Origin of the sequence: Rhodococcus sp. BP-241 (genome assembly GCF_019836145.1) — a bacterium.
Taxonomy (GTDB): Bacteria; Actinomycetota; Actinomycetes; order Mycobacteriales; family Mycobacteriaceae; genus Rhodococcoides.
Genome location: NZ_JABUEI010000003.1, coordinates 116149 through 129323 on the forward strand (window position 1 = coordinate 116149; position 13175 = coordinate 129323).

At 69.9% G+C, this 13175-nt stretch carries 12 protein-coding genes; 3 read left to right on the top strand and 9 right to left on the bottom strand.

Features of this window, described 5'->3' with window-relative positions; translation table 11 throughout:
- Nucleotides 1–25: 25 nt before the first annotated feature.
- The 3 genes from HQ308_RS06915 to HQ308_RS06925 are packed head-to-tail and all read right to left on the bottom strand — an operon-like array spanning nucleotide 26 to nucleotide 2924.
- On the bottom strand, nucleotides 26–982 hold the full coding sequence (locus HQ308_RS06915; RefSeq protein ID WP_222646018.1) for an endonuclease/exonuclease/phosphatase family protein: 957 nt from the start codon (nucleotides 980–982) through the stop codon (nucleotides 26–28).
- Nucleotides 979–1614 (bottom strand): response regulator transcription factor, encoded by a 636-nt coding sequence (locus tag HQ308_RS06920; protein WP_037184132.1) that lies wholly within the window; start codon nucleotides 1612–1614, stop codon nucleotides 979–981. The genes HQ308_RS06915 and HQ308_RS06920 overlap by 4 nt, the downstream gene beginning before the upstream one ends.
- 2 nt (nucleotides 1615–1616) lie before the next feature.
- Nucleotides 1617–2924: a sensor histidine kinase gene (locus HQ308_RS06925; RefSeq protein ID WP_374198523.1), complete on the bottom strand. Its 1308-nt coding sequence runs from the start codon at nucleotides 2922–2924 to the stop codon at nucleotides 1617–1619.
- Between the two features lie 149 nt (nucleotides 2925–3073).
- On the opposite strand from HQ308_RS06925, the gene HQ308_RS06930 reads away from it, so the two are divergent.
- Entirely contained in the window at nucleotides 3074–4345 is a 1272-nt protein-coding gene (locus tag HQ308_RS06930; protein ID WP_222646020.1) for a PspC domain-containing protein, read from the top strand.
- On the top strand, nucleotides 4335–4571 hold the full coding sequence (locus HQ308_RS06935) for a hypothetical protein (RefSeq protein ID WP_056442488.1): 237 nt from the start codon (nucleotides 4335–4337) through the stop codon (nucleotides 4569–4571). Before HQ308_RS06930 ends, HQ308_RS06935 begins: the two co-directional genes overlap by 11 nt.
- Nucleotides 4572–4608: 37 nt before the next feature.
- Here the strand turns inward: HQ308_RS06935 and guaA are convergent, their stop codons facing one another.
- From guaA to guaB, 4 genes are all read right to left on the bottom strand, one after another.
- The gene (guaA, locus tag HQ308_RS06940; RefSeq protein ID WP_056442621.1) at nucleotides 4609–6207 is read right to left on the bottom strand and encodes a glutamine-hydrolyzing GMP synthase; all 1599 of its coding nucleotides are present in this window, start codon (nucleotides 6205–6207) and stop codon (nucleotides 4609–4611) included.
- 28 nt (nucleotides 6208–6235) lie between these two features.
- Nucleotides 6236–8026 carry an FAD-dependent oxidoreductase gene (locus HQ308_RS06945; RefSeq protein WP_051612917.1) on the bottom strand — a complete coding sequence of 597 codons (1791 nt, stop codon included), beginning with the start codon at nucleotides 8024–8026 and terminating at the stop codon, nucleotides 6236–6238.
- 80 nt (nucleotides 8027–8106) lie between these two features.
- Nucleotides 8107–9249, bottom strand: a complete 1143-nt coding sequence (locus tag HQ308_RS06950; protein WP_027503786.1) for a GuaB3 family IMP dehydrogenase-related protein — start codon at nucleotides 9247–9249, stop codon at nucleotides 8107–8109.
- A 69-nt stretch (nucleotides 9250–9318) separates the two neighbouring features.
- Nucleotides 9319–10785 (bottom strand): IMP dehydrogenase, encoded by a 1467-nt coding sequence (guaB, locus tag HQ308_RS06955; RefSeq protein WP_027503787.1) that lies wholly within the window; start codon nucleotides 10783–10785, stop codon nucleotides 9319–9321.
- A 287-nt stretch (nucleotides 10786–11072) separates the two neighbouring features.
- Between guaB and HQ308_RS06960 the strand changes: the two genes are divergently transcribed.
- Entirely contained in the window at nucleotides 11073–11477 is a 405-nt protein-coding gene (locus HQ308_RS06960) for a DUF5319 domain-containing protein (protein WP_027503788.1), read from the top strand.
- An 87-nt stretch (nucleotides 11478–11564) separates the two neighbouring features.
- On the opposite strand, the gene HQ308_RS06965 is transcribed toward HQ308_RS06960, so the two are convergent.
- Together HQ308_RS06965 and HQ308_RS06970 are read right to left on the bottom strand one after the other, a co-directional pair.
- Nucleotides 11565–12587 carry an anti-sigma-D factor RsdA gene (locus HQ308_RS06965; RefSeq protein ID WP_222646021.1) on the bottom strand — a complete coding sequence of 341 codons (1023 nt, stop codon included), beginning with the start codon at nucleotides 12585–12587 and terminating at the stop codon, nucleotides 11565–11567.
- Nucleotides 12580–13158, bottom strand: coding sequence for a sigma-70 family RNA polymerase sigma factor (locus tag HQ308_RS06970; protein WP_027503789.1), 579 nt, complete (start codon nucleotides 13156–13158; stop codon nucleotides 12580–12582). Before HQ308_RS06970 ends, HQ308_RS06965 begins: the two co-directional genes overlap by 8 nt.
- Between the last annotated feature and the right edge of the window lie 17 nt (nucleotides 13159–13175).

Consider the following 13175-nt stretch of genomic DNA (forward strand, 5'->3'; position numbering starts at 1 on the left):
GACGTACTCGCGAGATCGAGGTGGGTCAGGGGACGTCGATGGTCGCGACGAGCCCGCGGTGGTCCGATCCCACGATGTCGATGGGCTCGAGGGAGCGCACCTGCGCGTCCCGCACCACGACGTGGTCGATCCCGACCACCGGTGGGTACCACGTGTCCATCGGGTAGGTCGGGATCAGCCCGGCACCGACGGCGTCCGCGGCGTCCACGTATCCACCGGTGAGCAGATCGCGGAACCGCTTGTGCGCGTGCGTGGAATTGAAGTCACCGCCGACGATCACCGCTCCCGGCGACGCCTGCGCCAACTCGTCACCGAGCATGTCGAGCTCCGACGCCCACACCGGGGTGGGTGTCGGCCAGGGCGGCACCGGATGCACCGCGTAGACCCGGAGCGGCTGCGCCGCACCGACATCGAGATCTGCCGTCACGCTCGCGAGCAGGTAACCGGGCAGTTCCCGGCCGTTCGACAGCGGGAACCGGCTGTAGATCGCGGCGCCCGCGCCGCCCTGATACGGCGCCACGAACCGGTAGGGCAACGCGGCGGAGAGCCCGGCGGCGTCGAACACCCCCACCGACTCCTCGGTGAGCTCCTGCACGGTCAGGACGTCGATGCGGCGCTCCCGCACCGACGCCACCAGTGCCTGTGGATCCGCCTCTCCCAGTTTGACGTTCGCCTGCATCACGCGCAGCGGCTCACCGGGGGCGGCATCGGCGACTCCCGCGGCGCCCGGTACGTACAACGGCACCACGACCACTGCGGCCGACCCCAGGAGAACGGCCGACGCCGCGGCGATCCACCACCGCCGCGCGAGCAGGCACACCAGGACTCCGACGACGGTCACGCACAACAGGATCGGCGCCGCGGAAGCGGGACCCACGACCACCATGCTGCGGGTCTCGAGCATCGACGAGACGACGGCCACCAGACCCGCGGCGAGCCCACCGAGGCCGACGACGACGGGCGCGACCGCACGGGCCCTCATTCGATGCGCCGTCGGTGTGCCCAGCGGGTGAGGGCGTTCCTGTTGGACTGCTGCGTCTTCCGCAACACGTTCGAGGCATGGGTCTCGACGGTCTTGATCGAGATGAAGAGCGTCTCGGCGATCTCGCGGTAGGTGTAGCCACGGGCGAGCAGACGCAGCACCTCCATCTCGCGCGGCGTCAGGGAGTCGAGCTCCGGATCGAGCGGCGGTTCCGGTGCCGCGGAGCGACCGGTGAACGAGTCGAGGACGAACCCCGCCAACCGCGGTCCGAACACGGCGTCACCGCCCGCGACGCGGCGCACCGCGTCGGCGAGATCGGACCCCGAGATGGTCTTGGTGACGTAACCCCGAGCACCGGCGCGGATCACGGCGATGACGTCCTCGGCGGCGTCGGACACGCTGAGCGCCAGGCACACCGGGCCCTCCGCGATGGACTGTAGAACGGCGACCCCACCGCCGTCGGGCATGTGCACGTCGAGCAGGACGACGTCGGGACGGATCTCGTCGATACCGCGGACCGCGTCCGCGACGCCCCCGGCCTCACCGACCACCTCGATGTCGGTCTCGCGCCCCAGTTCCGCGCGCACCCCCGACCGGAACACTCCGTGATCGTCGACCAGGAAGACTCGCAGGGTCACGCGGACCGTTCCTCTCTCGCGGTGTCGGGCACGGAGTCCGCGTGCCCGGTGGTACCCGTGCCGCGCACCCGCGGCACACAGATGTGGATCTCGGAACCCTGCCCGGGTGCGGACCGCACCCGCACCGAGCCGCCGCGGCGTTCGATGCGTGCCCGCACACTGCGCGCCAGGCCCTGGCGATCCTGCGGCACGCTGTCCGGATCGAATCCGCACCCGCGGTCGCGGACGAAGACCTCGACGGTGTCGCAGCCCGCCTCGGCGTACAGGTCGACGGAGGTCACCCCGGAGTGCTTGGCGGCGTTGACGAGTGCCTCGCGCGTGGCTCCGAGCAGAGCAGTGGCGACCTCACGGTTCAACCCCGAACTCTCGACCGGCTCGTCCAGAGCCACGTCGCCCACGGTCACGGGATCCACGGTCACACCGTAGTGGTCCTCGACCTCACCGGCGATGGTGGCCAACGCGCGGACGAGAGACGCGTGGTCGTCCCGGTCTCCCCCGAACAGCCACTTGCGCAGCTCTCGTTCCTGACTGCGCGCGAGGCGCATCACCTCGGCGGAGTCGGTGGACTGCTTCTGGATCAGGGCGAGGGTCTGCAGCACGGAGTCGTGCAGGTGCGACGCGATCTCCTCGCGTTCGTCGTTCCGGATGCGTGCCGCGCGCTCGTCACCGAGGGCGCGCCACAACCGCATCCAGAGCGGGACGGTGAGCAGTACCGCCCCGACCAGCGTCACGACGACGGCGAGCAGGGACGACTGCAGCGCCCGCACGTCCACGCGGGCGACGAGCACGACACAGAGCCCGATGATCACGAGCGTGACCCCGGCGACGATGCGCGCCCACCCGAGTACCGACGTGCGTGCGTGCCGAGGCCGGGTGTCCGCCGTCCGGGTCCCGGCCGCGTCGAACTCCCGCCACACCAGCGCGGCGCCGAGCGCGACGACGACGACAGGGGCGATGATCGTGGACGAGCTGCCCGTCAGCCCGGACCCCAGCGCGACGGCGCCGCCGATCCCGAGGGCGATCAGCCCGTACGCGCGACGCTTCTCCGAGCGGTCCGGCCTGCGGACGTCGGTACCCGCGGAGGTGAACATCCACAGCAATCCGTAGGCGACGGCACCGGCGCCGGCCGCCGCGCACAGCACCGCGAAGACGACCCGCACCCGGAACACGTCGACGTCCAGATGGTCGGCGACACCACCCGCGACACCGCCGACGACACGTCCGGCGGCACGGCGACGGAGCGCCGGCGTCGGCAACGGCGGACGGCCGGGGGGCTCCCGCGTGTGCGGAGGCTGTGCGGGCAGGGTGGACACGCCTCGATACTGGCACGGCTCACGGCTCCGCGGTATCGGGGTTCTCCCCCATCTCGGTCGAGTCGCACGACGCGTGGACACCGGCGAAATCAGGGTTCGCCCCGATGTGCCGGGACGCCTCGGCAGCCCAGGATGTATCCATGACCCACGCCACCGCGTCCGCCCAGCTGTCCGAGATCTGGCGAACCCGACCCGTGCGCCTGCCCGATCAGGGCCCCGGTGCCGGTGTCGCCGCCGGAATCGGCCACCGCTACCGCGTCGACCCCGTTCTCGTCCGTGTCGCGTTCGTCGTCTCCACCCTGTTCGGTGGATCCGGCCTGGTCCTGTATCTCGCTGCCTGGCTGGTCCTTCCGCGCCGCGGCGACGTCGTGTCGCCGGCGGAGTCGCTGCTCGGCCGCGGCCGCACATCGGACTCCCACACGACGGCCGTGGTGCTGTCCGTCGCTCTCGTCATCTCGGTCCTCACGGTCGGACCACTCGGAATGGGATCGGGGCTGGTGTCCACCATCGCCATGCTGGGGGCCCTGTACCTGCTGTTCCGTCGGACTCCGAACGCGCCGACACCGGCCGTGCTCGCCGGCGCTCCCCTCTCCGCGCACGATCCGGCCGCACAGCAGTGGAACGCCTACTCGACGCTCCCCGACCAGTACGTTCCGGAACCCGCCGCCCACCGCGCGCCCGTCTCGTTGTCGAAGGACGACCCGGACACACCGTCCACTCCGCCGCCGCCGCCGAGCTGGGATCCTCTGGGAGTCGCTCCGTTCGCCTGGGACCTCCCCGAACCGGGTCGGCCCGTTCTCCCGGTCCCCGCACCGACGCGGAAGTCGCACCTGACGTCCACGGTGATCGGCCTCGCCATCATCGCCTCCGCCGTGACCATCGGCATCGGCGCCGCCACGGGCGCCGCCGTCGTGACCGCTCCCCGTGTCGGCGCGGTGGCGCTGACCGTCGTCGGCATCGGACTGTTCATCGGCGCGTTCCTGCGGCGCGGCTACGGCTTGCTCGTTCTCGCGGCCCCGCTCGCCGGGTTCGTCCTCGTGTCGTCCCTGGTCGACGTGCAGGACCTGCGCGGTGTCGAGTCCCCGAATATGGGCAACGTGACGATCGCGCCCACGTCGATGGCCGCGCTGGCGCCCGCGTACGAGTCCGGTGTGGGGAACTTCGTCCTCGACCTGCGCGGGCTCGACCTCACCGAGGACCGCACCGTGACCGTGGAGAAGGCCGTCGGCAACACCGAGATCCTGCTGTCACCGACCATGAACGTCGTCACCGACTGCAGTAGCGCCGTCGGCAACGCGAACTGCATCGGCGCCGGCGGGGTCGACGGCGGATCCGACGGGACGGCAGGACCGACCCTGACCATCGAGGCCAGCACTGCGCTGGGAAATCTGGAGGTGCACCGTGACCGATGAGACCGGACACGACACGAGCGGTACCGATCGCCGCGGACCCTCACCGGTCCTGCTGATCGCCGGTGTGGCGGCACTGCTGCTGGCGATCCCGACGCTCGTCGGCGCGGACCCCACCGCGATCGTCGCCGGCGCCGCGTCGGGCTGGACCCTGGTGATCGCCGCGATCGTCGTCGGCGTGGTCCTCGTCCTGGCACCCGTCAGGCGCCGAAAGTCCCGCTCGCAGTAGAGCTCGCCGTTCGACCGCAGGCGGTCCGCCGCCGGGCTCACTCCCATTCGATGGTGCCCGGCGGCTTGCTCGTCACGTCGAGCACCACCCGGTTCACCTCGCGCACCTCGTTGGTGACCCGAGTGGAGATCCGTTCGAGCACGTCGTACGGCAGCCGGGTCCAGTCCGCGGTCATCGCGTCCTCGCTCGACACTGGACGCAGGACGATGGGATGACCGTAGGTCCGGCCGTCGCCCTGCACACCCACACTGCGGACGTCGGCGAGCAGCACCACGGGACACTGCCAGATCTGGGAGTCCAGACCCGCCATCGTCAGCTCCTCGCGGGCGATGGCGTCGGCATGGCGCAGCGTCGCCAGGCGATCGGGCGTCACGGATCCGATGATGCGGATGGCCAGACCCGGGCCGGGGAACGGTTGCCGCGCCACGATCTCCTCGGGCAGGCCGAGCTCCCGGCCGACGGCGCGGACCTCGTCCTTGAACAGCAGCCGGAGCGGCTCCACGAGCGAGAACTGCAGATCCTCGGGCAGACCGCCGACGTTGTGATGGCTCTTGATATTGGCGGTACCGCTCCCGCCGCCGGACTCGACCACGTCCGGGTAGAGCGTGCCCTGGACGAGGAAGTCGATCGACTCCCCGTGCGCCGCACTGTCACCCAGTTCCGCGCTCACCGCACCCTCGAACGATCGGATGAACTCGCGGCCGATGATCTTGCGCTTGGTCTCCGGATCCGAGACGCCGTCGAGCTCGCGCAGGAAGGTGTCCACGGCGTCCACCGTCACCAATCGGGCGCCGGTGGCGGCGACGAAGTCCTGCTGGACCTGCTCGCGCTCTCCCGCTCGCAGCAGTCCGTGATCGACGAACACACACGTCAGGCGGTCACCGATCGCGCGCTGCACCAACGCCGCGGCGACCGCGGAGTCGACACCGCCGGAGAGACCGCAGATGGCCCGGCCGTCGCCCACCTGCTCGCGCACCTGCTCGACCAGCGCGTCCGCGATGTTCGCCGCCGTCCACGTCGGCGCGATGCCGGCGATGTCGTGCAGGAACCGGGACAGCACCTGCTGACCGTGCGGGGAGTGCAGGACCTCCGGGTGATACTGCACCCCGGCGAGGCGTCGTGCCCGGTTCTCGAAGCCGGCGACGGGGGCGCCGGCACTGGTCGCCACGACCTCGAAGCCCTCGGGAGCTTCGGTGACGGCGTCGCCGTGACTCATCCACACGGGCTGCGTCGACGGCAGCCCGTCGTGCAGCGTTCCGCCGGAGACGTCGATGTCGGTGCGCCCGTACTCGCGGGTGCCCGTGTGGGTGACGGTGCCTCCCAGCGCGCCCGCCATTGCCTGGAACCCGTAGCAGATACCGAAGACCGGGACGTCCAGGTCGAACAGCGCCGGATCGAGCTGCGGCGCACCTTCGGCGTAGACGCTCGACGGACCACCGGACAGCACGATCGCCGCGGGCTTCTTCGCCGCGATCTCGTCGACCGTCATCGTGTGTGACACGACCTCGGAGAACACCCGTGCCTCACGGACGCGCCGCGCGATCAACTGGGCGTACTGCGCGCCGAAGTCGACGACGAGCACCGGATTCGCGTTCTCGAGGGGCGGGACGGGATCCTGCTGCGGGGAGTCGGTCACGCGCACAGTCTAGAGAGCGCGTCCGCCCTCATGCCGCGCCGGTGCTGCCCGCGTGGCTGGCGACCCGCGTCGAGGACGGCGGCGTACTCGTCGGCGTCCGGATCTCGACGATGGGCAGCACGAGCGCCGCCGGTGCGTGCGCGGGAACCACCGGGCTGCGGGGTGCGATGGGTTCGATGCGCTCGTACGGCAGACCCTGCGCGGGCCGAAGGTCCTTCTCCCCCTTGTTCGGCCACAGCGACGCGGCCCGCTCGGCCTGCGCGCTGATGGTCAACGAGGGATTGACGCCCAGGTTGGCGGACACCGACGAGCCGTCGACGATGCTCAGCGTCGGGTAGTTGTGCACGCGGTGGTACGGGTCGATGACGCCGTTCTCGACGTCCTCGGAGATGACGCAGCCGCCGAGGAAGTGGGCGGTGAGCGGGATGTTGAAGACTTCTCCCCACGTCCCGCCGGCGATCCCGTCGATCTTTTTCGCGATGCGCCGGGTGGCCTCGTTGCCCATCGGGATCCACGTGGGGTTCGGCTCGCCGTGTCCCTGCCGGCTGCTGACGTGGCGACGCCCGAACGGACCACGCTTGGTGAAGGTGGTGATGGAGTTGTCGAGGTTCTGCATCACCAGCGCGATGATGGTGCGCTCGCTCCAGTGCCGCGTGTTCATCATGCGCAGGAACCGGACGGGGTTCTTGACCACCTCGGCGAGGAACTTGAGCCACCGCGGCGTGCGGCCGCCGCCGTCCGTCATGAGCGTCTGCAGCAGGCCCATCGCGTTCGAGCCCTTGCCGTAGCGGCACGGTTCGATGTGCGTGTCTGCACTGGGGTGGAACGACGACGTGATCGCGACACCGCGGGTGAGATCGATGGACGGGTCGTAGGTCAGCTTGCCCGCGCCGACGATGGACTCCGAGTTGGTGCGCGTCAGGCGCCCGACCGTGGGCGAGAGGTTCGGCAGCGAACCCGTGTCGCGGAACTTGTGCATGAGCTGCTGGGTGCCCCACGTGCCGGCGGCGAGGACGACGTGCCCCGCGGTGTAGGTGGCACGGCCCTTACGCAGGCGGGCACCGGTCCGCTCGGTGGACACGACCCACGAGCCGTCCGGTCGCGGTGTCAGGTCGGTGACGGTGGTCATCGGCACGATGTCCGCGCCGGCCTTCTCCGCGAGGCCGAGGTAGTTCTTGAGCAGCGTGTTCTTGGCGTTGTGGCGGCAGCCCGTCATGCACTCGCCGCACTCGATGCAGCCGGTGCGGTCCGGGCCCATGCCGCCGAAGTACGGATCGGGCACCGTCTTGCCGGGCTCGTCGCCGAAGAACACGCCGACGGGCGTCTGGATGAAGGTGTGGCCGACGCCCATGTCGTCCGCGACGGACTTCATGACGTGGTCCGCCGGGGTCATGTGCGGGTTCTGCACGACACCGAGCATCTTCTGCGCCTGCTCGTAGAACGGCGTCAGCTCGGAGTGCCAGTCGGTGATGTGCGACCACTGCTGGTCCTGGAAGAACGTCCGCGGCGGCTGGTAGAGCGTGTTGGCGTAGTTCAGCGACCCGCCGCCGACACCGGCGCCGGCGAGGATGAGGCAGTCACGCAGCAGGTGGACGCGCTGGATGCCGAAACAGCCCAGCTTCGGCGCCCAGAGGAACTTCTTCAGGTCCCAGCTGGTCGCCGCGAAGTCGTCGTCCTCGAACCGACGCCCGGCCTCGAGAACGCCGACCGAGTACCCCTTCTCGACGAGCCGCAGCGCCGTGACACTGCCACCGAAGCCGGACCCCACGACGAGGACGTCGTAGTGCGGGGTGGCGCTCGTCGTGGTTGCGTCGCTCATCGAGACCTCCTGATAGACCCGGACGTGATCGGCACCACGATACCGTACGTGTGAATCCGGGTGACAGGAACTGGTCGCGACTATCCGCGGATGTTGAGGCCCACCTTCTGGAACTCCTTGAGATCGGAGTAGCCCGACTTGGCCATCGACCGTCGCAGGCCGCCGACCAGGTCCAGCGAACCGAACGGGTCCGTCGACGGACCGGACAGGACGCGGTCCAGCGACGGACGGTCCTCGCCGAACGACACGGGCAGGAACGCACCGCGCGGCATCGACGGGTGCGCCGCTGCCGACGGCCAGTACCAGCCGCGGCCGGGAGCCTCGTCGGCCAGGGCGAGCGGTGCGCCGAGCACGGCGGCGTCCGCACCGCAGGCGATGGCCTTCGCGAGATGACCCGATGTCGAGATCCCGCCGTCGGCGAGCACGTGCACGTACCGGCCGCCGGTCTCGTCCAGGTAGTCACGACGGGCGGCGGCGGCGTCGGCGATCGCGGTGGCCATCGGGACACCGATACCGAGGACCTCGCCCGTGGTGGTGGCACCCTCGGTGGATCCGTAGCCGACGATGACACCCGCGGCGCCGGTCCGCATCAGGTGCAGGGCGGTGCGGTGGTCGCTCACGCCGCCGGCCACGACGGGAACGTCGAGCTCGGCGATGAACGTCTTCATGTTGAGCGGTTCCTCGCTCGGGTGTCCCACGTGCTCCGCGGAGATGATCGTGCCCTGCACGACCAACAGGTCGATGCCCGCGGCCACCAGTGCCGGAGTCAGCGACCGTGCGTTCTGGGGACTGACGCGCACGGCGACCGTGACACCGGCCTCCCGCACCTGCGCGACGGCGGCGGCCAGCAGATCCGGCTGCAGGGGTGCGGCGTGAAGCTTCTGCAGCATCTTCACCGGCGCGTCCGCGTCGACGTCCGATTCCGCGAGCTCGACGAGCTGATCGATCACCGACTCCACGTCGGCGTGGCGGCTCCACAGGCCCTCACCGTTGATGACGCCGAGGCCACCGCGCTTGCCCAGCTCGATCGCGAACGACGGAGACACCAACGCGTCGGTCGGGTGCGCGACGATCGGGATGTCGAAGCGGTAGGCGTCCAGTTGCCATGCCGTCGACACCTCCTTCGACGACCGGGTACGCCGGGACGGGACGATGTCCACGTCCTCGAGCTCGTACGTCCGTCGAGCCGTGCGGCCCATGCCAATTTCCACCAGGTCGCGCACGCGCGTCCTCTCTCGTAAGCCTCCCGGACCTCGTGGGTCGGGTGGCGCTCGACTCCGGCCGGAATCGAGTCAGCGGGCAGTGTAGTTCGGTGCCTCGACGGTCATGGTGATGTCGTGCGGGTGGCTCTCCTTGAGTCCGGCAGAGGTGATCTGCACGAACTGCGCCTCCTGCAGCTCCTCCACCGAGTTCGACCCTGTGTAGCCCATCGCGGCCCGCAGTCCGCCCGTGAGCTGATGGATGACCTGGGACAGCGGGCCTCGGAAGGGCACACGCCCCTCGATGCCCTCGGGCACGAGCTTGTCCTCTGCCAGCACGTCGTCCTGGAAGTAGCGGTCCTTGGAGAAGGACTTCGTCGCGCCGCGTCCCTGCATGGCGCCCAGCGAACCCATGCCGCGGTAGCTCTTGAACTGCTTGCCGCCCACCAGGATCAGCTCACCGGGTGACTCGGCGGTGCCCGCGAGCAGGGATCCGAGCATTGCGGTGGAGGCGCCGGCGGCGAGAGCCTTGGCGATGTCACCCGAGAACTGCAGTCCGCCGTCGGCGATGACGGGCACACCGGCAGCCTTGCACACCGCGACCGCCTCGAGGATGGCCGTGATCTGCGGGGCACCGACGCCGGCGACGACGCGGGTGGTGCAGATGGAACCGGGACCCACGCCCACCTTCACGGCGTCCGCACCCGCCTCGACCAGGGCGCGCGCTCCCGAGCGGGTGGCGATGTTGCCGCCGACGACCTGGACACGCTCGCCCACCTCGGCCTTGATCTTGCTGACCATCTCGAGGACCTGGGAGTTGTGCCCGTGCGCCGTGTCGACGACGAGCACGTCGCACCCTGCCTCCGCGAGAAGCATCGCGCGGGACCAGGAGTCGTCGCCGACGCCGACGGCGGCACCGACCAGCAGGCGACCGTCGCGGTCCTTGGTGGCGTAGGGGTGCTGCTCGGTCTTGACGAAGTCCTTGACGGTGATCAGACCGGTGAGCCGGCCGTGTCCGTCGACGATGGGCAGCTTCTCGATCTTGTGACGACGCAGCAGCCCCAGCGCGGCGTCGGCCGTGACACCCTCGCGCGCGGTGACCAGCGGAGCCTTGGTCATGACCTCCGCGACGGTGCGGTTCTGGTCGACCTCGAACCGCATGTCGCGGTTGGTGATGATGCCGACCAGTTCGCCGCGCTCGTCGGTGACGGGCAGGCCGGAGATGCGGAACTTGGCGCACAGCGCGTCGACCTCGGCGAGCGTGTCCGACGGCGAGCACGTCACCGGATCCGTGACCATGCCGGCCTCGGACCGCTTGACCACCTCGACCTGCGCCGCCTGATCGGCCGCGGACAGGTTGCGGTGCAGGACGCCCATACCGCCGGCGCGAGCCATGGCGATGGCCATGCGTGCCTCGGTGACGGTGTCCATGGCGCTGGACACCAGGGGGACGCGCAGCCGGATCTCGCGGGTGAGCTGGCTGGACGTGTCCACCTTGCTCGGAATGAGATCCGATGCGGCGGGTATGAGGAGAACGTCGTCGAAGGTGAGGCCCAGCATGGCAACCTTGTTCGGGTCGTCGCCACCGGTGCGGACACGGGTCGCCTCGACGCGGGCGGTCGAGTCCTCTGCGGCGGTCACGGGCCTGTCGGGGGTACTCATACGGATCGGGCCCTCCTGAGCTGCGGTCGATCGATGTGCGAGCCGGGGACTTCCCTCGTCCGCTCGCGGTACATCGTATCGGTCCCCCGCCCGGCGCAGGTCACCCCGTGCGCCGGAGGCCGCCGGACCCCCGCGGAGCCGTGTAGCGCTGGCGCAGACCGGCACTTGCTGCGTACCGTGGACGTGTGCGCGATCAACTGCCTCCAGGTCTGCCGCCGGATCCCTTCGCCGGCGATCCAGCCGACCCCTCGGCCGCCCTCGACGCCATCGAGCCCGGACAGCCCCTCGATCCCCAGGAACGCCTGGCGGTCGAGGAGGATCTCGCGGATCTCGCCGTCTACGAGGCACTGCTCGCCCATCGCGGCGTGCGAGGCCTTGTCGTGTGCTGCGAGGACTGCCAGCAGGACCACTACCACGACTGGGACATGCTGCGCGCGAACCTGCTGCAGCTGCTCGTCGACGGCACGGTGCGTCCCCACGAGCCCGCGTACGACCCCATTCCCGACGCGTACGTCACGTGGGACTACTGCCGCGGATACGCGGATGCGTCCATGAACGACGCGCTCCAGGGCGACGGGTACGACTCCTAGGACGTCGGCGCGCGACACCACCTCACGACGAAGGCCCGCAGACAGTGTCTGCGGGCCTTCGTCGTGAACGAGAGTCGTGATCAGAGCTCAGTTGGGCACCACGGACGTGTCCGGGGTGACCGCCGCCGTCGTCGAGGGCGCGGGCGCGGGGGCTCGCAGGATCTCGGGCGACAGCGTGACCGTGGTGGTGGGGGCCTGCGGGAAGAACGGCAGGTCCGTCGGCACCGGGAACGGCAACTGGATGTCCGTCGGCAGCTGCGGAATCTCCGTCGGGAACGGGACCTCCGGGAGCTGCAGACTCGGATCGACGGGGATCTCCGGGATGATGTCCTGCGGCACGGTCGGCACCGTGGTGACCGACGTGGTCGTCGGCACCGGCGGCGGAACGGCAGCCGGTGCGGTCAGCTTCGCCAACTCGTCCGACAGGCGCGTCCACCACATCTGCAGCTGGGCGCGCTCGTCCTCGTCGCGGATGCTCTCCGTGCGCTGTGCGGCCTCGGCCAGACGAGTCTTGGCCGTCTCCGCGTCACCGCGAGCGAGCAGATCCTCGACCTCCTGCAGCGCCGACGTGGTGTCGACCTGAGCGACCGTCGAATCGGCCTGCTGAGTGAAGACGACCTCCTTCACCTTCCACAGGGGATCGCCCGGCATCGCGCTGTACGAGAATGCCGTGACACCACCCGCGAGGAACGCCACGGCGGCCGCGGCACCGGCGACGGGACGCAGGAAACGCATGCGGCTCCGCGTGCGCTGACGGTGCAGTGCGTCCTCTGCCAGAGCGAGATCGATCGCCGCGGCGACCTGATCGAGATCGGGACTCTCGGGGAGCGGGTCGGCGAGGATGTCGGAACGCCATTCGGCCAGCAGACTGGCCAGGCGATACTCGTCGGAGTCGACGGTCGCGACGGGACCGTCGCTCGCGATCGCATCGATGAGCGCGTCGTCACGGCGCACGGCCATGATGTCGACGGGGCCGGACGACTCGAGGTCGTCGACGGCTCGGGGATCGACGCCACCTGCGCCGGAGGCGTCGGGGCGGCCGGTGGATCCGTGTCCGGAGGCGCCGTGCCGAGAATCTCCAGCGCTGCCGCGCCACGAGTCCCTAGCCATACTTGTCACCTGCTCCCACTACTTCGTTCTTCAGCTTCGCTATTGCCCGGTGCTGCGCCACACGAACGGCGCCTGCGGTACTACCCACGGCGGCGGCCGTCTCCTCTGCCGACAACCCGACCACCAACCGGAGCACCAGGATCTCGCGGTGTTTCTCCGACAGCGTCGACAGCAGTTCGTTCATGCGGCGTCCTGCCTCCGAATCCAGCGCCCGTTGCTCGGGGCCGTCCTCGATGGACATGACATCCGGTACATCGGCCATCGGTTCGGATTTGTTACGCGACGAGCTGCGATGGGCGTCCGCGACCTTGTGCGATGCGATCCCGTACACGAACGCCATGAAGGGGCGGCCCTGGTCCTCGTAGCGCGGCAGCGCTGTCATGACCGCGAGGCACACCTCCTGGGCGACGTCATCAGCAGACAGCTGACCCCTCTCACCTGCACCGACGCGCGCGCGGCAGTACCGGACCACGATCGGCCTGATGGTTTCGAGGACGACGGAGAGAGCCCTTCGGTCGCCGCGAGCAGCTGCGGCGACGGCCGAGTCCAGCCCCTCACCCGTGGCAATCATCGTCAGAGTGTTTCCCA

Coding starts and splice junctions, on each gene's coding strand:
- HQ308_RS06915 (WP_222646018.1), bottom strand. CDS start 982: ATGAGGGCCCGTGCGGTCGCGCCCGTCGTCGTCGGCCTCGGTGGGCTC.
- HQ308_RS06930 (WP_222646020.1), top strand. CDS start 3,074: ATGACCCACGCCACCGCGTCCGCCCAGCTGTCCGAGATCTGGCGAACC.
- HQ308_RS06945 (WP_051612917.1), bottom strand. CDS start 8,026: ATGAGCGACGCAACCACGACGAGCGCCACCCCGCACTACGACGTCCTC.
- guaB (WP_027503787.1), bottom strand. CDS start 10,785: ATGCTGGGCCTCACCTTCGACGACGTTCTCCTCATACCCGCCGCATCG.
- HQ308_RS06965 (WP_222646021.1), bottom strand. CDS start 12,587: ATGGCTAGGGACTCGTGGCGCGGCAGCGCTGGAGATTCTCGGCACGGC.
- HQ308_RS06970 (WP_027503789.1), bottom strand. CDS start 13,158: ATGATTGCCACGGGTGAGGGGCTGGACTCGGCCGTCGCCGCAGCTGCT.